The organism is Microbacterium sp. 2216-1 (assembly GCF_046507855.1).
In the GTDB taxonomy this organism is placed as follows: Bacteria; Actinomycetota; Actinomycetes; order Actinomycetales; family Microbacteriaceae; genus Microbacterium; species Microbacterium esteraromaticum_C.
Genome location: NZ_JBKFTM010000001.1, coordinates 1559096 through 1573327, shown reverse-complemented (window position 1 = coordinate 1573327; position 14232 = coordinate 1559096). Strand labels below are relative to the sequence as shown.

Genomic DNA, 14232 nt, shown 5'->3' with positions numbered 1-14232 from the left:
ATGGCCACTGAAGAAACCCTCGTCCTCGTCAAGCCCGACGGCGTCGCCCGCGGCCTGACGGGAGAGATCCTCGCGCGCATCGAGGCGAAGGGCTACGCGCTCGTCGACCTGCGACTCGTCGAGCCCGACCGTGACCGGCTCGCCGCTCACTACGCCGAGCATGAGGGCAAGCCGTTCTACGAGCCGCTTATGGAGTTCATGATGTCGGGTCCGTCGGTGGCGATCCGTCTCGCCGGCAACCGCGTCATCGAGGGCTTCCGTTCGCTCGCCGGCACCACCGACCCGACCACGGCCGCTCCCGGCACGATCCGCGGCGACCTCGGCCGCGACTGGGGCCTGGCCGTGCAGCAGAACCTCGTGCACGGTTCCGACAGCCCCGAATCGGCGGCTCGCGAGCTCAGCATCTGGTTCTGACGCAGAACACGAAGAAGGGGACGTCCTGCGGGACGTCCCCTTCTTCGTGCCCGGGGGCGGCTCAGTCGGCCCGGGTCAGAACAGCATTCCCACGACCTCGCCGAGCAGGTCGAGGCCGGCCAGCTGCGCCATCGCGATGACGATCGCATAGGCGACGATGGTCATCAGCGGAACCCAGGCCATCAAGCGCTCGGCGAGAGCTCGCGTCTGCGCGTTGCGGGTGAGCGTGCCGTTGCGCAGCAGATGCACCACGGTCGCGAGGAAGGTCGGGATGGTGACCGCCCAGGTCGCCATGCACCAGGGGCAGAGCACCGAGAGGTTGTAGATGCTCTGGTAGATCAACCAGCCGACGAACACGACGGCGCCGGTGACACCGGCACCGAACAGTGCCCAGAACCAGCGGGGGAAGCGGATGCCAGCGATGACGGCGACGCCCATGACCAGCACGGCCATCCACCCGGTGAGGCCGATGATCGGGTTCGAGAAGCCGAACACCTCTCCCTGCCACGAGCTGAGGTTCTTGTCGCACTGCAGCATGACGCTGACATAGCAGCTGGTCTGCTCACCGGGATTCTCGAGCAGGAAGAGCTTCTCGACGGTGAGCTGAAATGCGGCCCACCACCCCAGGACAGCCGCGACGATGAGCCAGATTCCGTATCCGAGATAGCGGGGACGCTGCGTGGTCATGCCGCGATTATCCCAGCGTCTCCTATGTACCCGCGGCGAGGCGCGACGCGCGCCGTGAACCGGGGTGCGACGTGCGAGCCCACGTAGTGCGATAGAGACGGATCGGCCTGAATCGTCCCGCTATTTCTGAGATTCAGCGGAACTCTCAGGCCAACAGTAGCAAGGTGGACGTAGATCACGGCCCACCTCACGGTCCACCAGTACTGTCAGCTCATGGGATACACACCTCCGCTGACTCAGGCGATGTACGACGCACAGCAACGGAACGCTCATCGCCGGGAATCCGCGCGAGCTGCTGATGCCGCGGAGTCCACTGACCAGCGCATGGCCAACCTCGTGGAAGCGATGGAGGCTCAGCTCGAACTGGCGAAGGCAGCACAGGCCTCCGCGGATGCGGCTCAGCGCTTCTCGAAGTGGATCTCGATTAGCTCGCTCATCGTCGCGGTGGCCTCGCTGGGTGCCGCAGTCGCGGCGGTGGTCGTCACGCTCCAGTGAGTGCCAGCGTGGTTAGCGCCCGACGTGGGCTAAATAATCCCAGTTCGGCAGAGATATCTTCTGCCCGTCGTGCGCTAACCTGGATGCAGCGCCCTCCTCGGTCATCGGTTTGTCACTGAACTCTGAGGAGGGCGCTTCACTATTTCCAGAATCAGCCGCTAGTGCGTACTCAGCACTTATTGACGCATCGCACAAAGGGAATTGTGCACACTACGCCCGATCCGCGGCAGAGCTTGCACATGGGCTCCGCTCTGACGTGCGATGTCATCGACAAGCCGGTGGCATCAGTGACCATCCGGCGAGGTCCCCGAGATCCCGGTGTAGTACCCAGGCCGGACGCCAGTGTCAGACATCCCAAGACGAGCTGGCCGTCGCGAAGTCGGTGCCGGGCCACAACTCGCCACGTCTCCATCCTGGATGCGGGCTACTCGTCGTGGCCTCTCACTCATGGTCTGAGGGACAAGCGCTGGAACCCGGCATGCGCGCGTCCCGGTGAGTGAAACGAACCGAGCGCGCACTATGCCCTCTTCTGGAGACCCGTCATGGCTGAAATCGACTGGACCGCCGAGTTCGCGGCTCTCGCCGCGGACCGGCTTGAAGCCGAGAAGGCCTCCGCAGCCATGTGGCAGCGCAGGCGCAGCATCGAGCGTGAGCATCAGCAGCGTGGGCGAGATCTGGCAGAGCATGAACGTCGCCGACAAGCAGCCGTGCGATTCTGCCGGAAGGCAGGCGTCAAGGGCGTGGGCAAGGATGCCTTCCGGGACCGCACCAAGAACCAGCTCCTGATTCTCATCCGTGAGGCTGAAGCGGTCGTTTCTGGATCTCAGCGTTAGCGCGAATCGACATCAAGACCCGAGGTTGCCGGAGGTCGCCAGAAAACGCATCTCAGAGATGTGTTGATACTTTGGATATGGCCGCAGAGATCACCCCAGCACCCGTTCGACGGGGGCATCGCTGTGGAGTGTGCGTACTCAGCTCCGAAGCCCGCACCCGGCTGGAGACGCAGCTCGCCTCCGGCCGGAGCATTTCCCGCATTTCTCGTCAGACGTGGGCACTCGGGCGCGACTCGATCCGCTTCCACGTCCGCGCGCGCCACCTCCCCGCACAGACCCAGGGAGCCGTGGAGCGCGTCACCGGCCTGGACACAACCACCGTGTTGGACAGGGCCAGCGACATCGCCACACGAGCCCGCACGGCCTCTCTGGAGGCCGAGGAGGCTGGAGCCGTGCAGCCGTTCTGAAGGCTGGAGACGCCGAGCTGAGGGCGCTGGTGATGCTCTCCGCACACGGGGAGACCAGCGAGGCCGACATCGAACTCCGCGACGCCTTCGCAGCCATCTCCGGTGCCGTCTACCTCTCCGCCCGACGCGGCGAGCGCAACATTGTCGAGACCATCGCCGCCGAGCTGCACGACATGGGCCGCGGCGAGATCGCCGAGGACATCTTGGACCAGATCCCCAATTCCAGAAATGAGATCAGCGCGTCAAGCCTCAGGTGCGACCACGACGTCGTGGTGTTCGTCCACAGGAAGCGGTGACCACATGACGTTGATCCCCATCGGCAGGCGCTTGGTCTCCGCCGATGCTCGACCTCTTGGCCGTGACGCTGTGGTGGATGCCGTGCTCGCGGTGAAGCACGCACGCGAGACCCCGACGCCGGATCTGCTTGATGCCCTGCGCAGCGTCGGCCCGGTGCCCGCGGATCTCGTCGTCACGGGGCGGGAGTGGATCGACGGTCGCCCGGTGCTCACCTTCGCTGTCGAAGACTACGCGCCCCCGGATGACGTGCCAGGTTGCCATTACCGCTACGCAGAGACCGCCGCGGGTGTGTGGTGGAGCGGATCACGGTTCGATGCTTGGCGCGAGGGCTCCGGACGTCACGAGGACCCAGCATCTGGATGTCCGACTCTGTCCAGCTCGCCGTGCTGGACAGCTTCCGGTGCAGGTTCGGACGCCAGTACGCGCCCTGGAGTACGTCGCCCTGGCGCACCTCTGAGATACGTCTCACTTAGCAACTAGGTGAGACAGTGCCGAGCCCCCTCGATTGTGTTTCAACGGGACGAGCAAACACAGCATCTGAGATGAATCTCATCTATTGCGTCACAAATGCAGTAGCTAGTGACGCTTGTGTCATGGCGACCAGTAGCGAGACACTATCCACCGGCTACACCTGGGAATACCGGCGGGTGTCCTCCGTGCAGCAGTCGTATGAACGGCAGACCAAGGCGCTGCACGACGAGGGTATCCGCGAGGATCGAATCTACGAGGACAAGCTCAGCGGCAAGACGATGGACCGCCCCGGGCTGACCGCTCTCCTCCGTGTTGCGCGTCCCGGCGACACGGTCGTCGTCTCCTCGCGCGACTGCCTGGGCCGCACAGTGCTTGGCACACTCCAAACGTCCGAAGAGTTGGAAGAAGCGGGCATCCATGTACGCAGCCTGAAGCCCGGCGAGCAGTTCGAAGGCATCACCGGCAAGCTCCTGCGCAAGATCATGCTGTCCATCGCAGAATGGGAGCGCGAGAACATCAAGGAACGCGCAGCCGATGGCCGCGCAGCACTTGCCGCGAAGGGCGAACGGAAGCCCCGCCCCAAGACCGCCCTGCGCCCCGAGAAGGTGGCCGTTGTGCGGGCTCTCCGAGCACCGGGCTGGACGATTGACCGCATCGTGAAGAAGGAAGAGATCTCGCGCGCGAGCGTCTACCGCGCCCTCGCCGATTAGTGGCGCTGGTCACGCTCCCATGCGTATGGATAGGATTCCGGAAATGGCTTGAATGCGAGGGGGAGACATGCCGGAGCGGGTAACTATCGACTGGGCGGACCTTGCGGATCTGGATCTGGACCCGGATAACCCGCGTCACGAACCGGGCATGTCTAGGCGTGACATCATCCGCTACCTGGTCGACAAGGAAAGCGTCCTCGGGCTCGCCCGCGACATCGCCAAAGTCGGTCTGAGCCCGCTGGACATGTTTGGAGCAATCGCAGCCCCTGAGGGCGGCTACGTCATCTTGGAGGGCAACCGTCGCCTCTGCGCGCTTATCCTCTTGCATGACCCGACCCTGGCTCCGCCCAAAGAACGCAAGATCTTCGAACGCCTGAGCCGCGATCTCGACCCCGACGAGATCGTCATCGAACTGACTGTCTTCGATGACGAGGACGAAGCGGACGTCTGGATCGACCGGAAACACGCCGGTCCCGGCAACGGCAATGGCCCGAAGCCATGGAACCCCGTTCAACTGGCCAGGCGCTACGGTGACCGAACCGGCAACGCCCTTGCCCTCGCTCTCCTGGAGTACGGACAGAGCCACGGGATGCTCACCAAGGCGCAATCCACGGACATCCTGACCACGATCACCCGTTTCATCTCCAACCCGTTCGTTCGTAAGCACGGTCTCGGAATCACGACAAGCGCCTCCGAACCCGAGTTCAAGATCTTGGGCACCCAGTCGCTCTTCGATCTCCGCCTGCAACGCCTCCTCAGTGACATCGTCGCCCGGGCAAACGGAGCGACATCCCGAACGAACAGCGCTGATCGCGCGAAATACGCGCAAGAGAACCTCGTGAACATCACGGAGCCGGTCGGCCCGACTCCCGATGACGCCGAGGAGAGCGCGGACGACACAGAGCCGTCCGCGGGATCTGGCGAGAAGACTGCCGACAACGGCGATGACGCGGCATCAGACGAACCGTCCGCCGACGACGGAGCGGACGACTCCGAGGGGAGTTCAACGTCCGGCAGCGGGACTCACCCCGACAAGCGCCTGAAACTTGTGCCGGAAGCGTTCGCGCCGAGCCTTCGCGATGAGCGCCTGAAGCGAATCCTTGCGGAGCTGAAGTCGGTTCGCCGGTTCAGCCCGTTGGCCGCGGCGCTGATCGTGCGAGTGTTCCTGGAGTCCGTCACCGTCAAGTATCTAGAGACTCGTGGCACACAGATTGGACAGAACGACAAGCTGCACCTTCTGGTTCACAACGTGCTGACCCACATCGAGAAGGAAAAGAAGAGCGGTGCGATCCACCTCACCAAAGCTGAGGCGGGAGCGCTTGGCCTTCTGAAGGGGCAGGTCTCGAATCAGACCTACGTCTACAGCGCCTTCTACCTGGGCCTCATCGCCCACGGCTCGGCCTTCCCCGACTGGGCGACGCTAACTAAGAAGTGGGATGAGGTCGAGCCGATCCTTGGTTTCATCGCGTCGAACGCTGAGCCGCCCATTGAGCCCGCGCAAGCGTAACGGAGGCGGGCTGGCCAACGTCGCCGAGACGCTGTAACGTTCGAGAGACCCCGCTAGCAAAACGAAGTGAACCCATGCCCATCACACCCTCACCTCTTCGGTATCCGGGCGGCAAGACCGCGTTGTTCAAGCTCGCGTCACCGCTCCTTGAATGGAACGGTCTGCGCAAGACGACCTACGCCGAGCCGTTCGCTGGGGGCGGCGGGCTCGCACTGTCCCTCCTCTTCGAAGGAGTTGTTCGCCGGATCGTTCTCAACGACATCGACCCCGGCATCTACTCTCTCTGGGACGCGATGCTCAACGAGACCGACGAGCTGGTTCGCCTCGTTTCCGACACACCGGTGACGATGGATGAGTGGTACACGCAGCGCGAGACCTATCGGGCAATGAAGGATGAACCATCGCTCGAACTCGCATTCGCCACCCTCTTTCTCAACCGGACGAATCGCTCCGGAGTCATCAAAGGCGGTGTTATCGGGGGGATAGACCAGACGGGCAACTACAAGTTGGACTGCCGGTTCCCCAAGGACGTCATCGTGGACAAGATCGAGCGCATCGCGCGCTACAAGCGCTCCATCTCGATCATGCGGGAGGACGGCAAGGACTTCCTGCGCGGCATGTCCGAGCGGTCAGATCGAGTTGTGCACTTCATCGACCCGCCTTACTACGGCAAGGGATCGGGCCTCTACACGAACTTCTACACACCCACCGACCACGCCGAGTTGGCCACGGTTGTGCGCGGGCTAGAGCAGCCCTGGGTGCTCACGTACGATCTCGTACCCCAGATCCAGGAACTCTACGAGGGATACCCGCAATACGCCTTTGACCTCAACTACACCGCCGCAGTGAAGCGGGTAGGTACCGAACTCATGGTCACGAGCCCTGACATCTCCGTTGCTGGGATACCTCAGCTCAGGACCGCCTCAGCTGCCTGATCGCGTTCTAGAGGTTTCGCTCGCAGCAGCGGCCCTCTCAGCCTTCCGTGCGTGCCATCGCCGCCGATCCGCTTCTCGTCGCCGGGCGGTGCGCTCGTCCACCACATCATCCTCATGCGGAGAGCGCGGCAGCGGTGGCAACGTCTCGCCACGAGCAGCAGCTCCGGCAGCCTTGTCCAGCTCGATTACGAGCCCAACGTCCGAGCGGATGGCCGCGTCCGCCTCAGCCCACAAAGCGGCGAACCTAGCACTCATCTCGTCGGCGGTCGGACGGTGGGGAGTGCGTAGGGTCTCGTCGTCGTTCACGTGGCATTTCGCTCTCCGGCGAGCGCGGTGGTCAGGTGCTCGCACTGCCGTCCCATCATCACGGAATCATCTCCGCCATCTTGTGCATCAGCGCACGATTCCGATCACGAGAAGCGTGCTGGTAGCGGCGCGGTTCGGAAGTCGCTGTGGCCGCCCCTCGCCATGATCTCGGAGAGGGTGGCTCCGGTCTTGCCGAAGGCGGTCAAGCTGAGGTGGCGGAGATCGTGGATCAGGAGGTCATCCAGCCCTCGGGAGGAGCGGGTGCTGTCGAACGTCCTGCGGGCTCGGTCGTAGCCCAGACGGCCTCCTCGCGTGCTCACGAAAGCACCGGCCCGGAGTTGCTCGCCTGCGTCTGGAGAGCCTTCAGGGCCTGGGGAGTGATCGTCAGATAGCGGACCTGATCCGGGTGAGCCTTGGTGCCCTCCAGCCTCTCGGTATTCACCATATGGTGAGAGACGGTGATCTCGGAGTGCTCGAAGTCGATGTCCTCGACGTTGAGCGCGAGGGCTTCTCCGATGCGGCGCCCAGAGCCAGCGGGCACCCAGAGGAGCGCTCGTTCCGGATCGGTCGCCGCGGCGTCCAGGAGGACGTGGAAGTCGCTCCCAGCTCCACGTGGGCCTGCGCTTCGTCTTCGTCGCGGCGACGCCCTCCACGATGCAGGGGTTAGACGCGATCTCCTGCATCTTCACCGCGCGGATCATCACCATGGAGAGGATGCTGTAGCGCTGACCGTTCGAGGGTGAGCCCTTGGGGGAGTACCTCGTTGAACCATCGATCCACGTCGCGGGGCGTGATGTCGCGGAGCTTCATCTCTCCGAAGGTGGGCACCACCCACTTCTGGAGCATGTTGTTGTAGTTCTGCCAGGTCGAGAGAATGACCCGGCGCTTCCGGTCCATGAGGGTGCGTTCCGCGAAGGTGACGAACAACTCGCCGCCCTTGGCCTTGTCCTCGATGACCTTCGGGACCTTGCCCTGGCTGCGCTCCAGGCGAGCCTGCGCTATGACCACGTCCCGCTCCTCCAGAGTGTCGTAGTCCCCCACATCATCGTGCTTCTTCGTCGCCGGATTCCAGAGCCTCGCGCGGTTCTTCTTGGTGGACATAATGTGCGCCCTTCACCCCGTGACAGGACTGAGAGCGCGCCGTCATCCAGGGTCGGAGCGGGAGACCCTTGCCCACCCGTTTCGGTCCACTACCCCGACTCGCATACTCCTGACTGGCAAGTAGGTACTTTGGTTCGGAGGTGCGATAATGACTGCAGAGGACGTCGCGATCACTCGCGATGGCATCGACGAGACTTCGGGGCCGAATGCCCCTCGTGATCCGGCAGGAGCCGATCACACGCCGATTGATCAGCGGCGCAGTTCGCCGCACGAATTTTCGCGGAGCACGCAGTGCCCGCTCAGGGAGCAAGCCAGAGATGGCCGAAGAGAACGATGACAAGAACACCCCTACCCTCGACGCGACGCCGGCTCAGCCGGTAGTCGAGGGCGCCGCAGTCGAGGCATCGGCTCACGCCGAAGTCGTGACGGATCCGCTGAAGGTGGTTCCCGACGAAGAGGCCGCGCCGGTGGCATCCGCGCCCGCCGAGCCCGAGGAGCCCCAGCCGGTGACGGCGGTGAGCCTGGGCCTGATCCCCGAGGTGTTCGTCTCGCGGGTGTCCACCCAACTGCACTTCCACGCCCCGCAGATCACGGCGCTGCCGGCCCGTCCTCGGCGCGACGACGTCGACGAAGACGAGCGCGGCCCGGGAGGATCCCGCCGCGGACGTCGTCGTCGCGGATCCGAGGGTGACGACGGTCACGAAGAGCCGCGTCAGCGCCAGCGCGCGGTCGAGTACATCACCGAGCCGAAGGCGATCAAGGGCTCCACGCGCCTGGAGGCCAAGAAGCAGCGCCGTCGTGACGGCCGCGACGCCGGTCGGCGGCGCGCTGTGGTGACCGAGGCGGAGTTCCTCGCGCGACGGGAGTCCGTCGACCGCATGATGGTCGTGCGCGCCAAGAACGGTCGCACGCAGATCGGCGTGCTCGAGGACGACGTGCTCGTGGAGCACTATGTCGCACGCAACCAGGACGCGTCGCTGATCGGCAACGTCTACCTCGGGCGCGTACAGAACGTGCTGCCCAGCATGGAGGCGGCATTCGTCGACATCGGCCGCGGTCGAAACGCCGTCCTGTACTCGGGCGAGGTCGACTGGGACGGTGTTCAGACCGGCAACCAGCCGCGCCGCATCGAGCTCGCGCTCAAGCCCGGCGATCGGGTGCTCGTTCAGGTCACGAAGGACCCCGTCGGCCACAAGGGTGCTCGTCTGACCAGCCAGATCTCCCTGCCGGGACGCTACCTGGTGTACGTCCCCGGTGGATCGATGAACGGCATCTCGCGCAAGCTGCCCGACAACGAGCGCGCGCGCCTCAAGCGCATCCTCAAGGAGGTGCTGCCCGAGTCGTCTGGTGTCATCGTTCGCACCGCTGCCGAGGGGGCGACCGAGGAGCAGCTGACCCGCGACGTTCAGCGCCTCACCTCGCAGTGGGAGCACATCCAGAAGCAGGTCGCCTCACAGCAGGCGCCGGCGCTGCTGCACGCCGAGCCCGACCTGCTCGTCAAGATCGTCCGCGACGTCTTCAACGAGGACTTCACCCGCATGGTGATCCACGGCGATGACGCACAGCGCACCATCCGCGCCTACCTCGAGAGCGTCGCCCCCGACCTGCTCGAGCGCGTCGAGACCTACACCGACGACGTCGACCCGTTCGACGCGTACCGCATCACCGAGCAGATCGAGAAGGCGCTCGACCGCAAGGTCTGGCTGCCCTCGGGCGGCTCGCTGGTGATCGACCGCACCGAGGCGATGACCGTCGTCGACGTCAACACGGGCAAGTTCGTCGGCTCGGGGGGAAACCTCGAAGAGACCGTCACCAAGAACAACCTCGAAGCGGCTGAGGAGATCGTCCGACAGCTGCGTCTGCGCGACATCGGCGGCATCATCGTCGTCGACTTCATCGACATGGTGCTCGAGTCCAACCGCGACCTGGTGCTGCGCCGCCTGGTCGAGTGCCTGAGCCGTGACCGCACCAAGCACCAGGTCGCCGAGGTGACCTCGCTGGGGCTGGTGCAGATGACGCGCAAGAAACTGGGCCTCGGACTGCTGGAGACCTTCAGCGAGGCGTGCGAGGTGTGCGCCGGTCGCGGCGTGATCGTGCATCACGACCCGGTTGTCAAGCACCGTGGTGGGGGATCGAATGGCGGTCAGGGCCGTCGTTCGCGCGGCGGATCGCAGTCCTCCTCGCAGCAGCAGAACCAGAATCAGAGCCAGAACCAGCAGCAGGCCTCGCAGCCCGCGGCGGCCAACGGTGGCACCCACAGCATCACCGAAGGCGCCAAGTCGGCTCTTGCCGCGATCGCCGCATCCACCATCGCACCGACGGCGGACGCACTGGCGACGGACGCTGCCGTGGCCGATGAGAAGCCAGCGGCCGAGCCGGCCGCCGAGCGGCCGAAGAAGCCGCGCAAGAAGCGCAACACCGAGCGCAAGGCCCCGCGCAGCGAGGCCGAGCAGCTGCTCGACTCGGTGCTCGATGCGCTTCCGGAACCCAAGGCCCCGGGGCAGGGGCGCAACCGTCGTCGTGTGACGACCGCGATGCTGACGCCTGGGTCGGCGTCCGCCTCGGGCTCAGAGCAGTCGACGCCGGTCCCGGGCTCGGACGCGCAGTCCTGACCCGATCAGCCGCCGAGTGAGCTCCTTGCCGCTGACATGCTGTGCACCCGCTTCGCGCAAGCGGGGCACGGCGTCGGCGGGAACGTCGTAGTGGTCGCGATCGAAAGCGCGTTGCGGAATGCCCTGCGCGGCCGCGAACGCGTGCAACTCGTCGAGGCTCTCGTCGCTGACGAGGTGCGCCCACAGCCGGCCGTGCGCCGGCCACATCGGGTCATCGACGAGTACGGCCATACGCCGAGCATACGGCTGGAGCGAATGAGTGACGTCGACTTTGCGGCATCGGGCAGCATCCGGTAAAGTTGTCCTTTGGTGCGAGACCCCTGTCGGCTTTTGACGTTTGCAGGAGAAGTCTTGCGTCCGCACCCGTCGCGATGGCGTCGAACGCAAGCAACAGTCTTCCCGTGAGATTCTCGGAGCGACTCGCTCCCCAACGAAACAGGTATGAAGTGGTTTACGCAGTAGTGCGCGCCGGTGGACGGCAGGAGAAGGTCGAGGTCGGCACGATCGTTCAGCTCGACCGTGTTCAGGCTGCCCAGGGCGAGAAGATCGAACTTCCCGCCGTGCTCCTCGTCGACGGCGCCACGGTGACCACCGACGCTGACAAGCTGGCGAAGGTCAAGGTCACTGCCGAGGTTATCGGTGACCTCCGCGGCCCGAAGATCGTCATCCAGAAGTACAAGAACAAGACCGGCTACAAGAAGCGTCAGGGCCACCGCCAGGAGCTCACGCGCGTCAAGATCACCGGCATCAAGTAAGCACGGAAGAGGCTCAGACATGGCACATAAGAAGGGCGCGAGCTCGACCCGCAACGGTCGTGACTCCAATGCACAGCGACTCGGCGTGAAGCGCTTCGGCGGTCAGACCGTCAACGCCGGCGAGATCCTCGTCCGTCAGCGCGGCACCCACTTCCACCCCGGCGCTGGGGTCGGTCGTGGTGGCGATGACACGCTGTTCGCCCTCGAGTCGGGCGCCGTCGAGTTCGGCACGAAGGGCGGCCGCAAGGTCGTCAACATCGTCGCTGCCGCTCAGTAAGCACAGCAGACTCTCACAGACGGGGCGGGCTTCGGCTCGCCCCGTCTGCGTTTTTTCACCCTCGCGTCGCGGGGACTCCCACAGGAGGAGCAGCCACATGGTCAGTTTCGTCGACACCGTCACCCTGCATCTGCGTGCAGGCAAGGGCGGCAACGGCTGTGTCTCGGTACGGCGCGAGAAGTTCAAGCCACTGGGTGGCCCGGACGGCGGCAACGGCGGCGACGGTGGCGACATCGTCCTCGTCGGCGACCCGCAGGTGACCACACTGCTGTCGTATCACCACTCGCCGCACCGTAACGCCGGCAACGGCGGGTTCGGCATGGGAGACCTGCGCTCCGGCGCCGCCGGTGAGACCGTCGAGTTGCCCGTTCCGCTGGGTACGGTCGTGAAGACGCTCGACGGCGATGTCCTGCACGACATGCTCACGCCAGGGGAGCGCTTCGTCGTCGCGGCCGGTGGCCGTGGTGGCCTGGGCAATGCGGCGCTGGCATCGCCCAAGCGCAAGGCGCCGGGCTTCGCCCTGTTGGGCACCCCCGGCGATGAGAACGCCGTCGTCCTGGAGCTGAAGACGGTCGCCGATGTGGCGCTTGTGGGCTACCCCTCAGCGGGCAAGTCGAGTCTGATCGCCGCGATGTCGGCTGCACGGCCGAAGATCGCCGACTACCCGTTCACCACCCTGCATCCCAACCTGGGTGTTGTGCAGGCCGGTGACAGCCGGTACACGGTCGCCGATGTGCCGGGGCTCATCGAGGGCGCCAGCGAGGGCAAGGGCCTTGGCCTGGAGTTCCTGCGCCACGTCGAGCGCTGCTCAGCGCTGCTGCACGTGCTCGATTGCGCGACGCTGGAGCCGGGCCGCGACCCGCTCTCCGACCTTGATGTGATCCTCGCTGAACTCGGTGCCTACCACGTCCCCGAGGGGCAGACACCTCTTCTGGAGCGGCCGCAGCTGGTCGCGCTGAACAAGATCGATGTTCCCGAGGCGCGTGACCTCGCCGAGCTTGTGCGCCCCGACCTCGAAGCGCGCGGCTTCCGGGTGTTCGAGATCTCGACGGTGTCGCATGAGGGACTTCGCCCGCTGAGTTTTGCCCTGGGTGAGCTGGTCGATGCGCATCGCGCCGAGCAGGCAGTCGAGGTGCCCGCCGAACGTGTCGTCATCCGCCCCCGGGGCGCGACCGCTCAGTTCGAGATCAAGGTCGAGGGCGGCACGTACGGCAACCTGTACCGCGTGCTCGGCGAGAAGCCGGTGCGCTGGGTGCAGCAGACGGACTTCCAGAATGAAGAGGCCGTCGGCTACCTCGGTGACCGACTTGAACGACTTGGCGTCGAGGATGCCCTCTTCAAGGCGGGCGCGACGCCGGGTTCGACGGTCGTCATCGGCACCGGCGACAACAGTGTCGTCTTCGACTGGGAGCCCTCTATCCAGTCGACCGCCGAGCTGGCGACCTCTCCGCGTGGAACCGACATCCGTATCGGTGGCAGCAGCCGTCGCACGACGCAGGAGCGTCGTGAGCGGTACTACGAGCGCATGGACGCCAAGGCCGCTGCACGAGAAGAACTCGAGGAGCAGCGCCGCGCATCCCGCGAGGGCGAGGAATGACCGCGCTCTCGCGTGCGGATCTCGCCTCGGCATCGCGGATCGTCGTCAAGGTCGGCTCCTCGTCGATCAGTGGCGAAGCCTCGTGGCGTATCCCGATGATCGTGCAGGCGCTGTCATCCGCGCATCGTCGCGGCACCGAGGTGATTCTGGTGTCCTCCGGGGCGATCGCCACGGGCATCCCCTTCCTCTCGCTCGACGCGCGCCCCACCGACCTCGCCACCCAGCAGGCCGCTGCCGCCGTCGGGCAGAACGTGCTGGTCTTCCGGTACCAGGAGGCGCTGCGCCCGTTCGGGATTGTCGCCGGGCAGGTGCTGCTCACCACGGGGGATCTCGAGAATCGCACCTCGCGCAGCAATGCCCAGCGCGCCATGGATCGGCTGCTTTCGCTGCGCATCATGCCGATCGTCAACGAGAACGACACGGTCGCCACGCAGGAGATCCGCTTCGGCGACAACGATCGATTGGCCGCGTTGGTCGCCCAGCTGGTGAGCGCCGATGCCCTGGTGCTGCTCAGCGACGTCGAATCGCTGTACACCAAGCCGCCCACCGACCCCCAGGCGCAGCCCATTGACGTCATCGCCGCGGATTCCGACCTGGCGGGTCTGGAGTTCGGCGCGTCGGTCGTCAACAGCGTCGGCACCGGGGGAGCGGCGACTAAGGTGTCCGCTGCCCGGATGGCGGCTTCGTCGGGTATCGGTGTGCTCGTCACGAGCGCCGACCTCGTCGGCAAGGCCCTCGAAGGTGCCCCGATCGGCACGTGGTTCGAGCCGATCCTGTCGGCCTGACCCTTGTTCCGCGGCATCCGCGGTCACACGGCCCGCGGCGCGC

16 protein-coding genes are annotated in these 14232 nt (G+C 65.3%); 12 read left to right on the top strand and 4 right to left on the bottom strand.

Features of this window, described 5'->3' with window-relative positions:
- Window positions 1-414, top strand: coding sequence for a nucleoside-diphosphate kinase (gene ndk / locus ACLD0U_RS07340; RefSeq protein ID WP_179410596.1), 414 nt, complete (start codon window positions 1-3; stop codon window positions 412-414).
- 75 nt (window positions 415-489) lie between these two features.
- On the opposite strand, the gene ACLD0U_RS07335 is transcribed toward ndk, so the two are convergent.
- Window positions 490-1101 (bottom strand): vitamin K epoxide reductase family protein, encoded by a 612-nt coding sequence (locus ACLD0U_RS07335; RefSeq protein WP_206549629.1) that lies wholly within the window; start codon window positions 1099-1101, stop codon window positions 490-492.
- A gap of 213 nt (window positions 1102-1314) precedes the next feature.
- On the opposite strand from ACLD0U_RS07335, the gene ACLD0U_RS07330 reads away from it, so the two are divergent.
- From ACLD0U_RS07330 to ACLD0U_RS07305, 6 genes are all read left to right on the top strand, one after another.
- Entirely contained in the window at window positions 1315-1596 is a 282-nt protein-coding gene (locus ACLD0U_RS07330) for a hypothetical protein (protein ID WP_410340195.1), read from the top strand.
- Between the two features lie 542 nt (window positions 1597-2138).
- A complete protein-coding gene (locus tag ACLD0U_RS07325) occupies window positions 2139-2429 on the top strand; it encodes a hypothetical protein (RefSeq protein WP_410340194.1) in 291 nt (96 codons plus the stop codon).
- A gap of 439 nt (window positions 2430-2868) precedes the next feature.
- Window positions 2869-3132 carry a hypothetical protein gene (locus ACLD0U_RS07320; RefSeq protein WP_410340193.1) on the top strand — a complete coding sequence of 88 codons (264 nt, stop codon included), beginning with the start codon at window positions 2869-2871 and terminating at the stop codon, window positions 3130-3132.
- Window positions 3133-3726: 594 nt separating this feature from the next.
- Window positions 3727-4314 carry a recombinase family protein gene (locus ACLD0U_RS07315; RefSeq protein WP_410340192.1) on the top strand — a complete coding sequence of 196 codons (588 nt, stop codon included), beginning with the start codon at window positions 3727-3729 and terminating at the stop codon, window positions 4312-4314.
- A gap of 67 nt (window positions 4315-4381) precedes the next feature.
- Window positions 4382-5821 (top strand): hypothetical protein, encoded by a 1440-nt coding sequence (locus ACLD0U_RS07310; protein WP_410340191.1) that lies wholly within the window; start codon window positions 4382-4384, stop codon window positions 5819-5821.
- A gap of 74 nt (window positions 5822-5895) precedes the next feature.
- Window positions 5896-6756 (top strand): DNA adenine methylase, encoded by an 861-nt coding sequence (locus tag ACLD0U_RS07305; RefSeq protein WP_410340190.1) that lies wholly within the window; start codon window positions 5896-5898, stop codon window positions 6754-6756.
- Window positions 6757-7378: 622 nt separating this feature from the next.
- Here ACLD0U_RS07305 and ACLD0U_RS07300 read toward each other — a convergent pair.
- Together ACLD0U_RS07300 and ACLD0U_RS07295 are read right to left on the bottom strand one after the other, a co-directional pair.
- Window positions 7379-7603 carry a hypothetical protein gene (locus tag ACLD0U_RS07300; RefSeq protein WP_410340189.1) on the bottom strand — a complete coding sequence of 75 codons (225 nt, stop codon included), beginning with the start codon at window positions 7601-7603 and terminating at the stop codon, window positions 7379-7381.
- A gap of 122 nt (window positions 7604-7725) precedes the next feature.
- Window positions 7726-8163, bottom strand: a complete 438-nt coding sequence (locus ACLD0U_RS07295; RefSeq protein WP_410340188.1) for an N-terminal phage integrase SAM-like domain-containing protein — start codon at window positions 8161-8163, stop codon at window positions 7726-7728.
- Between the two features lie 248 nt (window positions 8164-8411).
- On the opposite strand from ACLD0U_RS07295, the gene ACLD0U_RS07290 reads away from it, so the two are divergent.
- On the top strand, window positions 8412-10775 hold the full coding sequence (locus ACLD0U_RS07290; RefSeq protein WP_410340279.1) for an Rne/Rng family ribonuclease: 2364 nt from the start codon (window positions 8412-8414) through the stop codon (window positions 10773-10775).
- On the opposite strand, the gene ACLD0U_RS07285 is transcribed toward ACLD0U_RS07290, so the two are convergent.
- Window positions 10731-11006 carry a DUF4031 domain-containing protein gene (locus ACLD0U_RS07285; protein WP_206549630.1) on the bottom strand — a complete coding sequence of 92 codons (276 nt, stop codon included), beginning with the start codon at window positions 11004-11006 and terminating at the stop codon, window positions 10731-10733. The genes ACLD0U_RS07290 and ACLD0U_RS07285 overlap by 45 nt on opposite strands.
- 215 nt (window positions 11007-11221) lie before the next feature.
- Here ACLD0U_RS07285 and rplU point away from each other — a divergent pair, with 215 nt between their 5' ends.
- The 4 genes from rplU to proB all read left to right on the top strand — a co-directional run bounded on the left by rplU (window position 11222) and on the right by proB (window position 14189).
- A complete protein-coding gene (rplU, locus tag ACLD0U_RS07280) occupies window positions 11222-11530 on the top strand; it encodes a 50S ribosomal protein L21 (protein ID WP_179410599.1) in 309 nt (102 codons plus the stop codon).
- 19 nt (window positions 11531-11549) lie between these two features.
- Window positions 11550-11807: a 50S ribosomal protein L27 gene (rpmA, locus tag ACLD0U_RS07275; RefSeq protein WP_179410600.1), complete on the top strand. Its 258-nt coding sequence runs from the start codon at window positions 11550-11552 to the stop codon at window positions 11805-11807.
- Window positions 11808-11904: 97 nt separating this feature from the next.
- Window positions 11905-13404 (top strand): GTPase ObgE, encoded by a 1500-nt coding sequence (gene obgE / locus ACLD0U_RS07270; protein ID WP_179410601.1) that lies wholly within the window; start codon window positions 11905-11907, stop codon window positions 13402-13404.
- The gene (gene proB, locus ACLD0U_RS07265; RefSeq protein ID WP_179410602.1) at window positions 13401-14189 is read left to right on the top strand and encodes a glutamate 5-kinase; all 789 of its coding nucleotides are present in this window, start codon (window positions 13401-13403) and stop codon (window positions 14187-14189) included. Before obgE ends, proB begins: the two co-directional genes overlap by 4 nt.
- Window positions 14190-14232 lie beyond the last annotated feature (43 nt).